Origin of the sequence: Pseudomonas sp. 14P_8.1_Bac3 (assembly GCF_025466085.1) — a bacterium.
In the GTDB taxonomy this organism is placed as follows: domain Bacteria; phylum Pseudomonadota; class Gammaproteobacteria; order Pseudomonadales; family Pseudomonadaceae; genus Aquipseudomonas.
This window is the reverse complement of the sequence record NZ_JANLOD010000033.1, coordinates 15,221-33,375: the sequence shown is the minus strand read 5'-3', so window position 1 is coordinate 33,375 and position 18,155 is coordinate 15,221. Positions and strand designations below refer to the sequence as shown.

Genomic DNA, 18,155 nt, shown 5'->3' with positions numbered 1-18,155 from the left:
TTAAAAGTGCACCTTCACCAGCAGGCTGGTGGTGTTTTCATTGGTGTCGAGGTTGCCGTTGTTTTCGATACCGTATTTGTCTTTCCAATAGCTGTACTCGGCGCCGACATACAGCTGTTTTTCCCCCCAGCCCAGGACTTTGCCCAGGTCATATTTGATCTGCGGATTGACGTGCAGGTTGGCGTGGTAGGTGCCGTGTGCGTTCTGGTCGTTGTCCACGACCCAGTCGATATAGCCGTCGAACAGCACGCTCGAATTGCCCAGCGGCAGGGTGTAGGACCAGGCCGGCGTGACCTGCCAGACCCCGTCACCGGGGCGCGAGCCTTCGGTATGGCGTCGGTAGAAGTTCAGGGTGACGAAGTTGAAACCCGGCACCACCAGGTCGAAACCGGGGCCGATCAGATAGGCTTCGGTATCGTCTTCGCCATTTTCGTAGGTCATGGCGAGCAATACGTCCTTGATCGGGCCGAGTGCGAAATGACGATCAAGGATCTTGCCGAAGGAAAGGCGTGAACTGAACTCGCCGTAGTAAGCGTGCACGCCTTTGTTGCGGTCTTTTTCGCCGTTGTAGTAGGTGCTGTCGACGAACAGGAAGTTGTCGCCGTACTTCCAGCGATCGGCGTGCTCGAACGTCACCGTCTGCTGGATCGACGGATTGACGGCGAAATCCTTGCCGTACAGGTAACTCAGGCTGTTGGTCTGCCACAGCAGCAGGTCGCCGGCCATGGCCTGACTCGCGGCGAGAAGACCGCCGCCCAACAGCGTGTTTGTCTGAGTCCGAATCATCTGTTGCTCCTCCTTGTTGTTATTTTTGCAAGGCGCAGGAACCCCAGCCTGTGGGAGCGGGCTTGCTCGCGAAGGCGGTGTGTCAGTCAACAATGATGTCGAAGCTGATGGCCTCTTCACGGGCAAGCCCGCTCCCACTGGGGGGAGCGTTATCTGTCAGTGCGCGTGGCAGTCGTTGATCGCTGTGCGGTCACGGCCGCCGAGGATGTTGAACAGCAGGTTCAGCGACAGCGCGCTGATCGTGGCCATGGCAATCCCGCTGTGGGTGATCGGACTCATCCACAGAGGCAGGTGCGAAAAAAACTCCGGCCGCACCACGGGAATCAGGCCCATGCCGATGCTGACGGCCACCAGCAACTGGTTGCGGCGGTCACCGATGTCGGCTTCCTGGAGAATCTTGATGCCGGTGGCGGCGACCATGCCGAACATCGCAATCGCCGCGCCGCCGAGCACGGCCGGTGGAATCGAGGCGACCAGGAAGGCCGCTTTCGGCAGCAGGCTCAGCACCACCAGCAAACCGCCGGCCACGATCGTCACCGAGCGGCAGCGCACGCCGGTCATCTGCACCAGGCCGATGTTCTGGGCGAACGAGGAGTGGGTGAAGGTGTTGAAGAACCCGGCGAAAAACGAAGCGCCGGCATCGCACAGCAGACCGCGACGCAGCATCCGTGGGCAGACTTCCTGGCCGGTGATCTTGCCCAGGGCGAGGAACATTCCGGTGGACTCGACGAAGATAATCACCACCACCAGGCACATCGACAAAATCGGCGCGAGTTCAAACGTCGGCATACCAAAGTGCAGTGGGGTGACGATCTGTAGCCACGGCGCCTGGGCCATGCCGCTGAGGTCGACCATGCCGATCAAGCCGCAAATCACATAACCCAGGCACATGCCGATCAGCACCGAAATGTTGACCCAGAAACCGCGCATGAAGCGATGAACCAACAGGATGGTGCCCAGCACCAGCGCGGCGATGGCCAGGTAGATCGGTGAACCGAATTGACTGGCGCCGGCACCGCCGCCAGCCCAGTTGACGGCCACGGGGAACAGCGACAAACCGATCGAAGTGATGACCGTGCCGGTCACCAGGGGCGGGAAGAAGCGCACGACTTTGGACATGAACGGCGCGATGAGCATGCCGAAGAACCCGGCGGCAATGGTCGCGCCGAAAATGCCCTGCATGCCGATACCGGGCATGCCGGCCATGGCGACCATGCTGCCGACCGCGGCAAAACTGGCGCCCATCATCACCGGCATGCGAATGCCCATGGGGCCGATGCCCAGCGACTGGACGATGGTGGCGATGCCGGCCACCAGCAGGTCGGCGTTGATCAAAAAGGCGATTTCTTCACGATTCAGGCCAGCGGCCTGTCCGATGATCAGCGGCACCGCGATGGCTCCGCCGTACATCAGCAAAACATGTTGCAGACCGACCAGGATCAGTTGCAAAAGGGGCAAACGCTGAATGGCGGGTGCGTCGGGGATGCGTGCTTCGGATAGCTCGGACATGCAACACCTCGGATCTTTTTTATTCTTGTGATTTTTTGCATCAGGTAGACCGCAGCGCGGCCAATCGCCAGCAAGCCGGCTCCTACGGGTTTCGGGTCGGTCGTATCATTTCTGAACGACATGGATCCGTAGGAGCCGGCTTGCTGGCGATGCTTTCAACGGCTAATTGGTCTGGGCTCCCTGAACGATCCACGCGCCGATCAGGTCACGTTCCTGCTGGGTCATCTGGGTGATGTTGCCCAGTGGCATGATCTGGCTGGCGACCGCTTGAGCCTGGATGCGCGGCGCGTTCTGGCGGATCTGCTCGGGGGTGTCGAACATCACACCGGCCGGTGCGGCGCTGAACAGCGGGCTGGTCGGCTTGGCCGAGTGGCAGACCGCGCAACGTTCCTGGATCACGCTGTGCACCTTGTCGAACCCCGGACCGGCATTGGACGCCTGGGCCGGTGCCGCGGCCGGCGCGGCCGGTTTGGCTTCAGCAGGTTTGGCCCCGCCACCGAGGGCGGTTTCCGGCAGCGGCTGGTACTCGATGGTGCCAGGGGCCTTGGCCACTTCCGGTGCGCTCGGCATTTGCGCCGGGCCGGTCACGTAGGCCAGGCAGATCATGCCCACCGCGGCGACGGGTAGAGTCCAGGCAAACTTGTGGCTGTCGTGACGGGTGTTGAAGTAGTGACGCACCAACACCGCCAGCACCGCGATCCCGGCCAGGATCAGCCAGTTGTACTGACTGCCGTAGGTGCTTGGGAAGTGGTTGCTGATCATGATGAACAGCACCGGCAAGGTGAAGTAGTTGTTGTGCCGCGAACGCAGCAGGCCTTTGGCCGGCAGTGCCGGGTCCGGCGTGCGGTTCTCGGCAATCGCCGCGACCAGTGCGCGCTGGGCCGGCATGATGATGCGGAACACGTTGCCGACCATGATGGTGCCGATGATCGCGCCGACGTGCAGGTAGGCGCCGCGGCCACTGAACACCTTACTGAAGCCGTAAGCCGCGGCGATGATCAGCACGAACAGGATGGCGCCGAGCAGGGCAGGGCGTTTGCCCAGCACCGAGTCGCAGAGGAAGGAGTAGACGAACCAGCCGATGAACAGCGAGCCGATGCCGATGGCCACGCCTTCAGGACCGCTCAGGGTGCTGCCCGGTGCCAGCAGGTACAGCGTCGGGTTGGAGTAGAACACCACGCACAGCAGCGCGATCCCCGACATCCAGGTGAAGTAGGCTTCCCATTTGAACCAGTGCAGGTTGTCCGGCATGGTCGGTGGGGCCAGTTTGTATTTTTCCAGGTGGTAGATACCGCCGCCGTGGATCGCCCACAGATCGCCGGCCAGGCCGCTTTTCGGGTTGACCCGATTGAGGTTGTTTTCCAGCCAGACGAAATAGAACGACGCACCGATCCAGGCCACGCCAGTAATCATGTGAACCCAGCGCACGCTCAGGTTCAGCCATTCCAACAGATGTGCTTCCACAGTCTTTACCTCTCGCCTGTCACTCTGTCGTCGAGTGATCAGACCTTCTCTTATTGGTGGGGGGCGAGGATCAAACGCTCATCCTCTTTGAAAAAATGCTCATCGCAGTTATTGCCTGTGCCACTGCGATCAACCACCAGGAAGTCATCCCGCTTTTCGATCGTCAGCACCGGGTGGTGCCAGACGCCGCGATGGTAATTGATGCCCTGCCTGCCGTTGGTGACGAAGGCGCGGACCAAGCCTGATACAGGTTCATCGCCAAGGGGCGCGACCACGATCAGAAAGGGGTTGCCGAGCAGCGGAATGAAAGCCTGGCTGCCCAGCGGATGACGCTCCAGCATGCTGACGGTCAGCGGCATGTCCTGCGCGTCGGCGCGGAAGATGCTGATGATCGCGTTGTCCTCTGGCGTGGCGGTTTGCACCGTCGCCAGTTTGTGGAAGCGCATGGTCGAACCGTTGTTGATCATGAAGTGATCACTGCCGTCGGTTTCGATCACGTCACCGAAAGGGGCGAAGGCTTCTTTGGTCAGCGGTTCAATCGTCAGTGTGCGCATGCTGGTCTTCTTATCCGAATTCTGTGTTGTGGTTTCTATTGCTATCGCTAGCAGGCTAGCTCCCGCATTGGGAATGCGTTCCCTGTGGGAGCCAGCCTGCTGGCGATTGGGTTCAGCGCTTATTTAGCGACCTTGCCCAGCACGCGCAGGCGGCTCACACCACCATCCGGGAACACGTTCAGGCGGATGTGGGTGATCGGGCCCAGGGCCTTGATCTGCTCGGCGAAGGTGTGTTCGGCGTGCATTTCCAGTTTCTGCGCCGGCAACAGTTCACGCCAGAACAGCGACTGGGTTTCGATCTGGCTGTCGGTGCCGCCCTTGACGAACGCGCCCTGGATCGAGCAGGTGTCCGGGTAGTTGCCCTTGAAGTGCAGGGTGTCGACGATGACTTTCTCGATCTCGCCGGCATGGCCCAGCGCAACGATGACCCAGTCATTGCCCGGGGTACGACGACGCGCGGTTTCCCAGCCGTCGCCCATGTTGATGCCACGACCCGGGTTGAGGATGTTGCTCATGCGACCGAAGTGTTCGTCGGAGCAGGCGAGGGCGCGGCCACCGTTCAGAGCTGCAGCCAGGTCGACCTGCTCGCTGTCGCCGACAGCGGACCAGTCGCGGAATGGAATGCCGTACACGCGCAGACGGGCCACGCCGCCATCCGGGTAGATGTTGAAGCGCAGGTGGCTGAAGGCCTGGTCGTTGCTGATTTCGTGGTAGTGGTGGCTGTTGCCCTGCAGCTCGACGGCCGACAGCACTTCAGTCCACTGGGTGTTGTCGTCCGGCTCACCGGAGGCCAGGAAGCAGGCTTCCAGAGAGGCCGATGGCGGGAAGTTGCCGGTGAAGAATGAAGTGTCGATGTCCACGCCCTTGATCGAGCCCGGCACACCGAGGCGGATCACTGCGCTGTCGTAGCCTTCGAAGCGCTTGCGGCGCGACTCCCAGCCGTCCATCCACTTGCCGTTGTCATCGAACACGCCCTCCTTCCACACGGCCGGGGTCGGTTGGAACAGACGGTTGGCGTCTGCGAACCAGTCATCGGTGACCGAGATGATCTTGGTGCCCAGGCGGGCGTCGGCCAGGTTGACGAACTTCTCGAAAGGTACGGCGTAAGCTTTCATTCTTCTTGTCTGCCTTTAATAAGTTGGCTTGGGATGCTTGCGGTGCCCTGGGTATTTTCGCGTTGTTAATACTCGGGCAAGGCTTGCTATAGGGTCAGTAATCGGAACAGGGCGATCTTGTTGATCTCCGCCAGCGCGCATTTGAATTCGGTGTCGACCGAGTTGTGAATGCGCGTTTCGAACGCCGCGAGGATCTGATGCCGGTTGCTGCCTTTTACCGCCATGATGAAGGGAAACTTGAACTTGGCCTTGTAGGCGTCGTTCAGCTCGGTGAAGCGCTGGAACTCTTCGGCCGTGCATTGGTGAATACCGGCGCCAGCCTGTTCATGGGTGCTGGCTTCGGTCAGTTGGCCCTGGACGGCAGCTTTGCCGGCCAGGTCTGGGTGAGCGTTGATCAGGGCCAGTTGGCTTTCATGATCGGCGCTCAACAGGATGTCGCTCATGCGCTGGTGCAGGGTTTCGATCTGGTCGATCGAAGCGTCCCGGCCCAGGTCGAAGGCCTTCTCGGCCACCCATGGCGAATGTTCGTAGATGTCGGCGAAGGCCGCGACAAACGCGTCGCGACTCAGGGTCGAGGGTTTCAAGGTTTGAAAGGCGCTCATTTTGCGGCCCCTTGGTACGGGTGGGTTTCCTGCCAGTGACGCGCGATGTCGACACGACGGCTGAACCACACCTGTTCATGACTTTTAGCGTATTCGATAAAGCGCTTGAGCGAGGCCAGACGCGCCGGACGGCCGATCAGGCGGCAGTGCAGGCCGATCGACAGCATTTTCGGTGCTTCCGCGCCTTCGGCGTACAGCACATCGAACGCGTCTTTCAGGTATTCGAAGAAATCGTCGCCTTTGTTGAAACCCTGGACCTGGGTGAAGCGCATGTCGTTGGTGTCCAGCGTGTACGGGATCACCAGGTGCGGCTTGCCGGTCGGGTTGTTCGGTTCCCAGTAGGGCAGGTCGTCGTCGTAGGTGTCGCAGTCGTAGAGGAAACCGCCTTCTTCCATCACCAGCCGACGGGTGTTCGGGCCGGTGCGGCCGGTGTACCAGCCCAGCGGACGCTCGCCGGTGATTTCTGTGAGGATGCGGATCGCTTCGAGCATGTGCTCGCGTTCCTGCGCTTCGTCCATGTACTGGTAGTCGATCCAGCGATAACCGTGGCTGCAGATCTCGTGGCCGGCATCGACCATCGCGCGGATCACATCCGGGTGGCGCTGGGCGGCCATGGCCACGGCGAAGATGGTCAGCGGAATGTCGAATTCCTTGAACAGTTTCAGGATCCGCCAGACGCCGGCACGGCTGCCATACTCGTAAAGGGATTCCATGCTCATGTTGCGCTCGCCTTGCAGCGGCTGCGCCGAGACCATTTCCGAGAGGAACGCTTCGGATTCCTTGTCGCCGTGCAGGATATTGCGCTCACCGCCTTCTTCGTAATTGAGTACGAAGGACAGGGCAATGCGGGCATTGCCCGGCCAGTGTGGGTGAGGAGGGTTACTGCCGTAACCGATCAGGTCGCGTGGGTAGTCAGCGCTCACTGCAGTCTTCCTTCTTATTCGTTGACAGGTTGTGTGGCGTGCCTGTGGATGATAAGTCAGGCTGGCGTCACAGCGATGGGCTGATTGTATACAACTTTATATCCACTTTGTAAGCCTGAATTTTCGCATTTTTCGTTAGTCGTGCGCTTCGGATGATTCTGCAAGAAACCTGCCTGAAGGGTCAGCTAATGGATGGAAGGTCCATTACTGCTCTGGTTCAGCGATAGATTGGGCGTGAATCCGCGGCTGACGGGGAGGGTGTGAAAAATGTCGTTTTTATTGTGTACAATTTTTTTGAAAAGTGTCTTAATCAGTCGCTCGCCGCAGCTTTTCGTGCTCCGAATCGGTGCGGTCTCCTTTTCAACTGACTTCGGGAGGCGCGAGGTCTGACTGCTCACGCAGCAGGCGCGCAGAATCAATGGGACGTTTGACTACACACGTTTTGGACGCTGCACACGGTTGCCCGGGCAGCTCGATCAAGGTCGAGTTGTACCGCGTTGAAGGTTCGCAGCTGGAATTGGTCGCCAGCGCAATCACCAACAGCGATGGCCGTGTCGATGCACCGTTGCTGCAGGGCGATGACTACCGCACCGGGGTCTATCAGGTGCAGTTTCATGCGGGCGATTACTACCGCGCCCGTGGCGTTCAGCTGCCGGAACCGGCGTTTCTGGATGTAGTGGTGCTGCGGTTCGGCATCTCTGCGGAACAGGATCACTACCATGTGCCGTTGCTGATCTCGCCTTACAGTTATTCCACGTATCGCGGCAGCTGATCCCCCAAGCAGCTGCCTCAACCTGGAAGCGACTGCGCATATAGCTTCTTTGGTCTTTCGCCCGCTCACACTGCGGGCTTTTTTTCGTGTGGCAATCAGTAGAGGTCACGATTCCTGTGGTCACTGCCCCACATCAGCCTTTCAAAGCCTCGGATCTTCCGACCGCACGATAAAAACCGAATCCGGGCGATCCGCCGAAATCTGCCCTCCACCTTTCAGCCAGATCAGTTTGTTCGCCGCCTCGGCGTTTTGCATGGCGCGCATGGCGGGCAGGCCGATCAGTTCTGGCAGGCGCTCAGGCGCGTAGCCCCGTTCGTTGGAGGCGTGAATGTGCACCCGGTGGCCGTGCACGCGGTGCAAGGTCATATGGAACACAAAGTCGTGCCCGGTTCGCGTGAACACCAATGCCGGGTAGGACTGGGCGGGTGTTGGCTCGAACACCCTGTAGCCGTTGCGCTTCAGCAGATCTTCCATGAAGCGCTTGATGTCACCGGCGTATTGGGTGCTGATGAAGTAACGCCATTCTTCGCGGAATTTCTTCGGATCAAATTCCAGTCTCTGCAGCGACACCTGATCACCCGGTTCAGGCACCTCCAGTATCCGGGAAGTGCCTTTGCCCGGACCCGGTTGCAAAATCGAAAGCATGAGCAACGGGTCGGCCAGGTCCGGTTTTGGCGTGATGCTCGCGGTTTTCCAGTCGTTGAAGACTTGCCGCAGGGTCGTCAACCCGGCGCCGGTGGCGATGTGCGAGCCATTGGCCAGGAAAAACTGTTTTCTCGCAACGTTCAGCAGCGACAGGTCCGACAGCTCGGGGAAGTACGCGGCGACATAATCAGTTAGCGTCCTGTCAAAAGGCAGCGTCGGGTCGACTTCCCAGCGGTGACTCGGCGGGACCTGGATCGCGCCGCGGGGTTGTTGTTCGACGTTTCGGCGCAGGATGCCCTGGAGCAGATCGAAGTCATAGATCGGGTGCGCCGGGTTCTTGATATAGGCAATCGGATGGCTGGGCGCGTCCGCGCGCGGCACGGTCTTGTAGTGCACGCCGTCAATGGTGATGCCGTCGGGCGATGCATGCTGGGCGGAGATCCCCCAGTCTTTCCAGGGTTCGACGGTGTTTTCGGGCAGGCGCGGTCGTTTGGACGGACCCGCTTGTTGCTGCCCATCGTATTCCCGCGGGCGGCGTGTAACGAGCAATTCAGAATCCCGCTCGTGCACCTGACGCCATTGCAGCGTGCCTTCCACCCGTTCGAGTCGCGGGCCGGACGGCACCAGTTCCGAAGGTTGTCTGGCACGGAAGTGGCCTTGCAGATCGCTGCCCAGCATCACAGTCCCGCCGTCGATGAGATCGACGTATTTGCGCGCAGCGATAATCGATCGAAAGCCTGTCCGCGAATCGGCAGCGGGTAGCCGCTCAACCACGCTCGATGGCAGGTAGTAATCGCTGATGGGATAAACGGTGGTCGGGCTGATGTGAGTGCCGGCCGGGAGATCGATTATTTGAATCGCCGGCGATCGGGCATCGGGTGTATGTGCTTGCTCGGTCACTGCAGGCCGCTGTGGCAGGTGAGCGTCATGACCCGGTGAAATACCGGGAAACCTGGGTACATGATCCGCGGTCGTGTCGCGCGTACCGGGTGTGCTGTCGCTTGAAGCGCCGGGGCCTTTTGGGCGATTAGGGGGTTTGGGTCTCATGGACATTTCTTCTCGAATCGTTGGAATGTTCGACGTGGCAGGCAGTTCTCGCCGGCATGGCCGGCGAGACAAAAGGCGCGATTAACCTTCCCTGATCATGAACACGGACTCTGCGCCCGTAGCCGTTATCTGAGTGCCGCCCATCAGCCACACCACTTTGTTCTGGTCGAAGGCAACACGCAGTCGCGCGTGCGCCGCCTGACCAATGCGCAGCGTCAGCAGCGAGTCGGAAAGCTCATCCCCGGACGGGGTGACCTGGCGGATGGACTCGCCGTTGACCTGGCCGAGTTTCAGGAAAAACACCGAATCATGGTTGGCGCGGGTAAACACCAGCGTTGGCCCGCGGTGTTCGCTGGTCAGTGGAAAAACGTTGTAGCCATTGCGCCCCAGCACATGGCTCACCAATAGCTTGAGGTTGTGATTGGAAGGGTCGGCGATGAAGGTGTTCCATTGCGCCGGGAAATGCTGCGGATCGAAGTCCAGCCGCCGCAACCCGCCCGCCAGTTCGGCGGGAGGCAACGCGATCCAGCCACTGTTGAGGGTCCTTGGGAGGGCGGGCAGCATCAGCAGCGGGTCGGCCAGATCCTGTCGAGGAGCGCGCGCACCAATCGGGTCGACCCAATGGCGAAAGGTCTGTTTCATGACCGAAAGACCCAGACTGTCGATCACGTCGGAATGATTGGCGCGGACAAAGACGCCCTTTGCGACGGTGTTCAAGGAAACCTCCGAAAAGTCCCGGAAGGTTTCCGCGACATGCGCCTTCAGCGGCTTATCGAACGGCAGGCGGTCCCCCAGCACTTCCCACTGGCCTTCGCGTTTGATCGCCCAGCGCGGTTGCAGCCCCGGATCTTCGTGCAGCATCCGTTCGAAGGCTTCATAGCGCGACGGCGAAAATCGCGGATGCTCCAGGTACGCAATGCCGTTGCGCTCTGGTAATCCATGGGGCACCAGCCGATAGTGCAGCCCACCGATTTCCAGGGATTCGCCCGAAACGGGTTTCATCGAAGTGCCCCAGTTGCGCCAGAGCGCCGTGGACAAATCCACAGGCACGGCATTTTGTGCGAGAAGATCGCTGACCAACGCGTCCGCGCCGGAGGCCGTGTCCTCTTGCACCTCCAGGCGTGGTCGCTTGCGCGCGCTCGGTCCGGCTTGTTCGTCGGTGTTTTTCCTGCGCCAGAAGGCCGTTTCGGCAATTCTTTCCAGCACCGGTCCCGAAGCCGTCAGCTCGTTGGCCCATGCCGCGCGGTACTCGCCGTCATCGCCATGGCGAACCAGGGTGACCCCTTCGTGTTCAATTTCCGCATAAACCGTTTGCCGTTTGCCGTAGCGCAATCCATCGGCCTGGGGCCCGGGCAGACTGCTGACCAGAAAGGACGGCAAAAAGCTGATGTCCGAGGGCGAACCACGGGTGGTCGTTGCGGCTTGCCCGGAAATGGGCATGTCCGCTACCTCGACTTGCGGTTGGCGGGGGAGGTTGTCGGAATCGCCTTCAGTGCGACCGGTTCCTGGCGAGCCATCGCTCGAAGGTACATCCGGGTTGCGTCCGGGCAGGTCAGGCAACTCGCGACGGGGCGGTGCACCGTCATCGGGCGAGGTGTCCCTGACCGTTGGATCGGTGTCCGGTGTAGAGGGTTTGGGGATTTTTCTTGGCGGCTTCATATCATGTTCCAGTCAATAAATAACGAACGCGTAGGGAAAGTGCGTCTGGCCGGCTGGAGTCGCTCAGCCAGGACGCTTTTCACTATCTCTTACGTTCGAATGCGTTAAGCGGTAACTATGTATCGCTGTCGGCGGGCAAATGTTACGTGGGATGTTCTGATCAAGTTTCAGTCGGGAAACTGTTCCAGTTTCGGCGTGTGCAAATAGACTTGCTCAAAGATCAGGTCGACGGCATAAGTAACGCCGGATGCAGTGATCACGTAGATCTGTTCAACGGGTATGTCGTCGCTCTTGTATTGCGGCAGATAAACGATGGTGCGGCCAATCAGCAGTTTGTTTCCCGCCAACTTGATCTCGGCCGGGTCGAGGGCCCTTGAGTAGAACTGCCAGGTGGATGCGTTGGAGATCTGCTTGACAGCGCCCGGCGTGGCAATCCGCAGGATGGTGTCCCCGTTGAGGTAGACGTGATAGGTCGCGCCCATGCCCTCTAGCGACGTCACCGTGTTCTGCACGCTGGCGGGGAATTCGACCCGCTGCGCCAGGGCTTTCAGCACAATCGGCTTGCTGTCTTCGGGGGCAAGTAACAGATAACGGCCGTTTCGCGGCTCCAGCATGAGTCGCCCGTCAAATAGTTTGACGCCTGGGGTTTTCACGTCCTCCAGATAGTTCGGCGAAGGAAGTTTTATCCGATAAGACTCGCCGTCACGCAGCGTCAGGTTGAACGATTGATTCAACGCCAATCCTTTGACCAGATACGAAGTGCCGCGCACGTTTGTATAAGTGCCGGACGCCGCTGTCGCAAGGTTTTTCAATTCGATGGTTTTATTGTTGAAGTGCAACGTCAGGTTGAAGTTACCGTAGTTCAAATAGTGGTTGCTGTTCCGTGATTCAACGTCAACGGTGTAAGTGGCTTGGGCTTTGATCATTTCGCTACTTTCACAATCGATGTGAAGTGTATTGAGCGCCTTGTCATCTTTTTTTGTAATGTTGAACACAGTCTGGCGCAGGTCGCGATCAATAAAATAGTGTGCGGTTTTACCGGAGGACAGCTCATGCGCAGGGCCATTCATGATCATCGGTGCCGGGCGCGTGCCCTTCACCAGGATCAGCACTTCCAGGATGTGGTTACCGGTGCCGGTCAGTTCGCCGGGAAGGTCCGGGGTCAACTGGAAACCGTCCGCAGTCAGGAAGCGCAACTTGTGCTCCTGAAACTGGCGCTTGTCTCCCACGGTTTTGTAAACGTCCTTGATGACCAACGTCTGCTCGGGCCACTCGCCATCTTTGCCACACAGTGACGAGACCACCAGCGAGGTGTTTTCGATCGACCACTTCTGAATATTTTCAAAGGCCCAGTCCATGATGATCACGCTGTCTTCCAGCGGGTCTTCAATCAGCGTGACGGTGCCGCTTTTGTGCGCGATAACGTACTGATCGTTGCCGGCACCGCCCGCGACCTGACCATAACCGCCCATCAAATAGATCGTGTCATCGCCGGCGCCGGCGTCAATCCGATCATGGCCTCGAGAGACAATGCGGTTGGCATTGGCGGTGCCTTTGACGATGTTGCTCGCACCGGCCAGCGTTTCGACGTTCTCGATATTTTCCAGGGTGGTGTGGGCAGTGAACCGCGTCGAATCGCTTTCGCTCAGCAGCCCGATGCCGCCGTGTTGCAGGTCGATTTCAAAGCCTTTGTGGAGGGTCGCTGCGCGGCTGTCCAGTTGGCCCTGGAACACCAGGGTGTTGTTGCCGTCCCCACCGCGAAGGTGGCTTGGCTTGTCAGGCGGGGTGTCTTTGAGCGCCTGCGCGGCGCCTTCGAACAGGAACTGGTCATCTTTTTCACCGCCGGTCAGGTGCTTGATGCCGCTGCCGTAACTGAAGTGATTGGGTTTCTTTTCAACACCCACGACGGTATCGTTGCCGCCGCCCAGCAACCACAGCGTGGCCTTCGATTCACCAGCGCTTCCCTTGACCACGCCGGAAAGATCCGCGGGTACGCCATGTCGGGCGTCTATGGTGTCGTCGCCGTCCTTGAGCGAAGGCACTTTGGTCTCCTTGGACGGCGTGGATTCGCGTCCCTGGGCGTCCCATTCGAACCAGAACACCTGGGCGGCTTTCAGGCCCACCTCGAACTTGCCGTGGACGATGGCTTCGATGGTGTCCTTCATCTCACCTTTCAGCCACTTGCGCGCTCGGTTGCCGAGCATCTTCGAATGCTGGTCAGTGGCCACGGCGATGGTGTGGCGGTCATGAATGCGCTGCGGCGGCTTCTGGTTGATGAACGCGAGAAAACCGGTGACAAGGCGCTCGTCGACGCTCAGTTCGATGTAGTCGTCGATGTCATCCACCTGGCGCACGGCGCTGTAGATCTGCGAACCGGTGATCAGGATGGCCGCCGCCGCGATGCCCACCGGACCGGCGTGGGCGAAACCGGCGATGGCGGCCGTGCCGAGAATCAGGGTCAGCGCGGCGCTGGTCAGGTTCAGGCCGGCGGCGACGTAAAAATCCAGCGCCTGCTTGCCGGTCGTCTGGGACGCATCGTTCAACGCCTTGATCGCGAAATAGATGTCGAAGGGCAGGGTCAGCACGCCAGCGATCAAACCCGCGCCGCGCGCCAGGTACAGACCGAACTGGGTCCTGGCAAAGCCCTGGTAGATCCGCGCGCTGTTTTCGATCAGTTCCTGGGCCGTTTTCACCAGGCCGCGTTCGATGATCAGCGAGCCGACTTCGGTCACCACCGCGCCGGCACTGATGGCCGCTTCGGTTCGGTCGCCGCGTTTGATCGCATCGGAAATGCCTATCAAGCCGCTGTAGATGCCAAACGCCTGGAGCCCGACGCCCATGCTGTTCACCACTTTGCTTTTTTGTTTGTTGACCCAGCTGGGGACATTTTCGGGCAGGCGGGTATCGCGAATGTCCAGCTTCTGTGCGGCGTGCAGCAGTCGGTCGAATTTTTTGCTGTGGAGGCCTTGAGCCTCGCCGAACAGCGGCGGGGCGCCGACCGAACGATGGGTGGCGATCTCGAACAGCAGCGTCGGGATGGTGTAGTCGCCGACGTTGCCGCTCGCCCAGATACGCTGTTCGACGTCGATCGCGTTCAGGCGCAAGCCATCGATAAATTCTTGCGGTGTGTGGCGAAAGTTGCTGTTGCCGATGTCCAGCGGCGCGCCGTCAACCGTGGCATTCAGCAGATGCAGTTCTACGCGGCTGACCGTGAAATGGCCGAGGGCGAGAGGGCCGTAATACTGGTCCATGGCGCGCAGCACTCGCTCGCGTTTGCTGGCGGATCGGGGGGATCGGTCGGGGGCGCCGTTGCGGATGAAGTCGGCGATCTCCGGGTCGAGCGTCGCCAGGTTGGGTGGGTCGACGTCCGAGATTTTTACGTCGGTTGGATCGAGCGTGAAGGTTTGGGCCATAGGGGCTTCCTTGTTGGGCGTGGGTAAAACGCCGAACTGTAAGGAAGCGGAGGAAGGGCAAAGCGATAACTATGTAGTGCATGTGTTGCGGCGGGTGACGGCGCCCATCCACGGCGGATTAATACGGCCGGGATGGGCGATCAGTTGAACTCAGTGCCCGCTCAGCAACGAAGCGGCACCGGCGCCACCGAACAATCCGGCACTGATCCGGTTGAACCAGCTCTGGCCTCTGCCTGTGCGCAAGTACCGTGCGGCGCCGTGGGCACCGAGGCCGTAGGCGAGCTTGCAAAGCAGATCCAGGACCGTCCAGGTGGCGATCATCACCAGCAATTGCGGGAGGAACGGTTGTTCGGCGCTCAGAAATTGCGGCAGGAACGCGGCGAAAAACAGAATGTCTTTCGGGTTGCTCGCGCCCAGCACGAACGCACGCCCGAACAGCGCGCGGAAGCGTGGCACCGGCGCAGCCTGGGGCACCTCGGCACCCACCGACGGCCGACGCGATTGCTGCCAGCTCTGCCAGGCGAGGTAGAACAGGTACAGCGCGCCGACGACTTTCAATGCGCTGAACAGCTGTTCCGAGGCCAGCAACAACGCGCCCAGGCCCAGTGCCGATGCACTGAGCAAGCAGATCGAGGCAATCACGCCGCCGAGAAACGCCGGGTAGGAACGGCGCAGACCATAATTCAGACTGTTGCTGATCATCAACAACGACAGGGGTCCCGGGATCAGGATCACCACCAGCGCAGCGCCGCTGAACAGCAGCCAGGTTTCCAGACTCATTACTTTCCTCCATTTGCACAAAAGCCTCACCCGACGGGGTGAGGCTGTTTTGAATCACTGTTCCTGCCGCGTTGACGGCTTACAAGAAGATGAACTTGGCGATGAAAATCGCGCAGAGCACCCACAGGCTGACGGAAATTTCCTTGTGCTTGCCGGTGAAGGCCTTCAGCACCACGTACGTGATGAAACCCAGCGCGATGCCATCGGCGACCGAGAAAGTCAGCGGCATCATGATCGCGGTAACGATCGCCGGAATGCTGTCGGTCGCTTCGTCCCATTCGATGTGCTTCATGCCGCCCATCATCAGCATCGCTACATAAATCAGCGCACCGGCGGTGGCATACGCGGGGATCATGCCGGCCAGCGGGGCGAAAAACATCGCGGCAATGAATAGCACACCTACGGTCACGGCGGTAAGACCAGTCCGACCGCCCGCCGCGACACCGGCGGCACTTTCCACGTAACTGGTGACGGGTGGCACACCGACCATCGCCCCGAATACGCTGGAGGCGCTGTCGGCTTTCATTGCACGGGACAGGTTTTCGATGCGGCCGTCGGCGTTCACCAGGTTGGCGCGCTGGGCGACGCCCATCAACGTGCCGGCGGTGTCGAACATGTGCACGAACAGGAAGGCCAGCACCACGCTGATCATGCTGACGTTGAACACACCGGCGATGTTCATGGCCATCCAGGTCGGTGCCAGGCTCGGCGGGGCGGACAGGATGCCCTCGTAATGCACCAGGCCCAGGCCCCAACCGGCGAGCGTTACGGTGATGATGCTGATGAGGATCGCGCCGAACACCTTGTGGTAGCTGAGCACGGCGATCATCAGGAAGCAGATGGCGGCCAGCAGCGGTCCAGGTTCACGCAACGAGCCCAGCTTGATCAGGGTGGCCGGGCTATCGACAACGATGCCGGCGGTTTTCAAGCCGATCAGTCCGAGAAACAAACCGACCCCGGCTCCCATCGCAAAGCGCAGGCTCACTGGAATGCTGTTGAGCAGCCATTCGCGGATTCGCGAAAAGGTCAGGATCATGAACAGCACGCCGGATACGAACACCGCACCGAGCGCAGTTTCCCAGTTGTAGCCCATGGTGCCGACCACGGTGTAGGTGAAGAATGCGTTGAGCCCCATGCCCGGCGCGAGCCCGACCGGCCAGTTGGCGTACAGGCCCATCAGCAGGCAACCGAGCGCCGCCGCGATGCAGGTCGCGACGAAGGCTGCGCCGTGATCGATCCCGGCGTCGGCCATGATGTTGGGGTTGACGAAGATGATGTAGGCCATGGTGATGAAGGTGGTCAGACCGGCGATCAGCTCGGTCTTCACCGTGGTGCCGTGCAGGGTGAGTTTGAAGAGGCGCTCCAGCAGGCCATTGCGTAACGGCGGCGAGAGTTCCAGCGTCGGGGCTTCGGATTTGCGGCTTTCCACAGCGAGTACTCCTCAAGAGTTTTATTGTTATTTCCAGGGCCGGACCCATGAGGGTGGCAGCGGCCCTTTGAGGCATTCGCGAATTTGTTGACCGCTTGGTCAGGAACTCGCACGCAGTGGATTATGCTTTTGTATACAAATAATGCAAATAATGTTTTTGGTTTTGTAGACGAAAAGTTTGGCAGTTGGGATATATGTCGTCTGGAGCCGCTTGAGTCAAAAACAAAAAAACCGGCTCAAGGGCCGGCTTTCTTGTTGGATGTGAGGCGGTTGTACTGGCCTCATCGCTGGCAAGCCAGCTCCTACAGGTGTTGTGAGCACCACAAATCACTGTGGGAGCTGGCCTGCCAGCGATGAGGCCATCAGCGACACCCGAAAGACTTCAGGCTGCCGCGAACCGCTTGTCCAGATAATCGATAATCGCCTTGGACTCATACATCCAGGTCGTCTGGCCATTTTCTTCAATGCGCAGGCAAGGCACCTTGATCTTGCCGCCTTGTTCCAGCAGCGTCTGGCGATCCTGTTCGTTGTTCTTCGCGTCACGCAACGCCACCGGCACATTCAGGCGGCGCAGGGTGCGGCGGGTTTTCACGCAGAACGGGCAGGCGTGGAACTGATACAGGGTCAGGTCCCTGGCGGCCGCTTCGACCTGGGCCTGCGCGGCGGCGGGGCGCTGCTTCTTGCCAGGGCGGGTGATGAAGTCGATGAAGATGATCAGTTGGCCGAGGCCGACACGAAGCGCTTTGACGAACACAGTACAAGCCTCACGGGGCGAAAGAAGGCGCGCAGCTTACCTGATTTTTCACGGGCGAAAAAAAACCGGCGATGAATACCGGTTTTCTTCGTTACCGCGAATTACTTGATCAGGCTGAGAAACTCGCTGCGCGTCGCGGCGTTTTCCCGGAACTCACCGAGCATCACCGAGGTGATCATCGAAGAGTTCTGCTTCTCCACACCGCGCATCATCATGCACATGTGCTTGGCCTCGATCACCACCGCCACGCCGAGGGCGCCGGTGACCTGCTGGACCGCGTCGGCGATCTGGCGGCTGAGGTTTTCCTGGATCTGCAGGCGACGCGCGTACATATCGACGATCCGTGCAACCTTCGACAAACCCAGCACCTTGCCGCTCGGGATGTAGGCGACGTGGGCCTTGCCGATAAACGGCAACAAGTGGTGTTCGCACAACGAGTACAACTCGATGTCCTTCACCAGCACCATTTCGCTGTTGTCAGAGCTGAACAAGGCACCGTTGGTGACCTCTTCCAGTGTCTGTTCATAACCGCGGCAGAGGTACTGCATGGCTTTGGCGGCACGCTTGGGCGTGTCGAGCAGGCCCTCGCGGGAAACGTCCTCGCCCAGTTGGCCGAGAATCGCGGTGTAATTCTGTTCCAGGGACATGAAACTACCTGTGGGATTTTACGCAAAGGGCAAGGGTACGGTGGCAGACACGGCGC

The 18,155-nt window shown here is 59.9% G+C and carries 15 protein-coding genes; 1 reads left to right on the top strand and 14 read right to left on the bottom strand.

Annotated features, from left to right (window positions below; translation table 11 throughout):
• From NTD84_RS10510 to puuE, 7 genes are all read right to left on the bottom strand, one after another.
• Entirely contained in the window at positions 1 to 786 is a 786-nt protein-coding gene (locus NTD84_RS10510; RefSeq protein WP_262165053.1) for a DUF5020 family protein, read from the bottom strand.
• 156 nt (positions 787 to 942) lie between these two features.
• On the bottom strand, positions 943 to 2,295 hold the full coding sequence (locus NTD84_RS10505) for a nucleobase:cation symporter-2 family protein (RefSeq protein WP_262165052.1): 1,353 nt from the start codon (positions 2,293 to 2,295) through the stop codon (positions 943 to 945).
• 162 nt (positions 2,296 to 2,457) lie between these two features.
• Positions 2,458 to 3,759 carry a urate hydroxylase PuuD gene (locus tag NTD84_RS10500; RefSeq protein ID WP_262165051.1) on the bottom strand — a complete coding sequence of 434 codons (1,302 nt, stop codon included), beginning with the start codon at positions 3,757 to 3,759 and terminating at the stop codon, positions 2,458 to 2,460.
• Positions 3,760 to 3,809: 50 nt separating this feature from the next.
• Positions 3,810 to 4,313, bottom strand: coding sequence for an ureidoglycolate lyase (locus NTD84_RS10495; RefSeq protein ID WP_010456681.1), 504 nt, complete (start codon positions 4,311 to 4,313; stop codon positions 3,810 to 3,812).
• Positions 4,314 to 4,432: 119 nt separating this feature from the next.
• Positions 4,433 to 5,428: an allantoicase gene (alc, locus tag NTD84_RS10490; protein ID WP_262165050.1), complete on the bottom strand. Its 996-nt coding sequence runs from the start codon at positions 5,426 to 5,428 to the stop codon at positions 4,433 to 4,435.
• 86 nt (positions 5,429 to 5,514) lie between these two features.
• A complete protein-coding gene (gene uraD, locus NTD84_RS10485) occupies positions 5,515 to 6,030 on the bottom strand; it encodes a 2-oxo-4-hydroxy-4-carboxy-5-ureidoimidazoline decarboxylase (protein ID WP_262165049.1) in 516 nt (171 codons plus the stop codon).
• Positions 6,027 to 6,953, bottom strand: coding sequence for an allantoinase PuuE (puuE, locus tag NTD84_RS10480; RefSeq protein ID WP_262165048.1), 927 nt, complete (start codon positions 6,951 to 6,953; stop codon positions 6,027 to 6,029). Before puuE ends, uraD begins: the two co-directional genes overlap by 4 nt.
• Positions 6,954 to 7,371: 418 nt before the next feature.
• On the opposite strand from puuE, the gene uraH reads away from it, so the two are divergent.
• Positions 7,372 to 7,725, top strand: a complete 354-nt coding sequence (gene uraH, locus NTD84_RS10475) for a hydroxyisourate hydrolase (RefSeq protein WP_008031462.1) — start codon at positions 7,372 to 7,374, stop codon at positions 7,723 to 7,725.
• Positions 7,726 to 7,866: 141 nt separating this feature from the next.
• Here uraH and NTD84_RS10470 read toward each other — a convergent pair whose 3' ends face one another.
• The 7 genes from NTD84_RS10470 to folE all read right to left on the bottom strand — a co-directional run bounded on the left by NTD84_RS10470 (position 7,867) and on the right by folE (position 18,099).
• On the bottom strand, positions 7,867 to 9,270 hold the full coding sequence (locus NTD84_RS10470) for a hypothetical protein (protein ID WP_262165047.1): 1,404 nt from the start codon (positions 9,268 to 9,270) through the stop codon (positions 7,867 to 7,869).
• Between the two features lie 228 nt (positions 9,271 to 9,498).
• On the bottom strand, positions 9,499 to 11,076 hold the full coding sequence (locus tag NTD84_RS10465; RefSeq protein WP_262165046.1) for a hypothetical protein: 1,578 nt from the start codon (positions 11,074 to 11,076) through the stop codon (positions 9,499 to 9,501).
• Between the two features lie 167 nt (positions 11,077 to 11,243).
• Positions 11,244 to 14,489, bottom strand: coding sequence for a calcium-binding protein (locus NTD84_RS10460; RefSeq protein ID WP_262165045.1), 3,246 nt, complete (start codon positions 14,487 to 14,489; stop codon positions 11,244 to 11,246).
• 150 nt (positions 14,490 to 14,639) lie between these two features.
• On the bottom strand, positions 14,640 to 15,269 hold the full coding sequence (locus NTD84_RS10455; protein ID WP_262165044.1) for a LysE family translocator: 630 nt from the start codon (positions 15,267 to 15,269) through the stop codon (positions 14,640 to 14,642).
• Between the two features lie 79 nt (positions 15,270 to 15,348).
• Positions 15,349 to 16,698, bottom strand: coding sequence for an NCS2 family permease (locus tag NTD84_RS10450; protein ID WP_262165043.1), 1,350 nt, complete (start codon positions 16,696 to 16,698; stop codon positions 15,349 to 15,351).
• A gap of 382 nt (positions 16,699 to 17,080) precedes the next feature.
• On the bottom strand, positions 17,081 to 17,452 hold the full coding sequence (locus NTD84_RS10445; RefSeq protein WP_262165042.1) for a glutathione S-transferase N-terminal domain-containing protein: 372 nt from the start codon (positions 17,450 to 17,452) through the stop codon (positions 17,081 to 17,083).
• Positions 17,453 to 17,553: 101 nt separating this feature from the next.
• On the bottom strand, positions 17,554 to 18,099 hold the full coding sequence (gene folE / locus NTD84_RS10440; RefSeq protein ID WP_003204506.1) for a GTP cyclohydrolase I FolE: 546 nt from the start codon (positions 18,097 to 18,099) through the stop codon (positions 17,554 to 17,556).
• Positions 18,100 to 18,155: the final 56 nt, after the last annotated feature.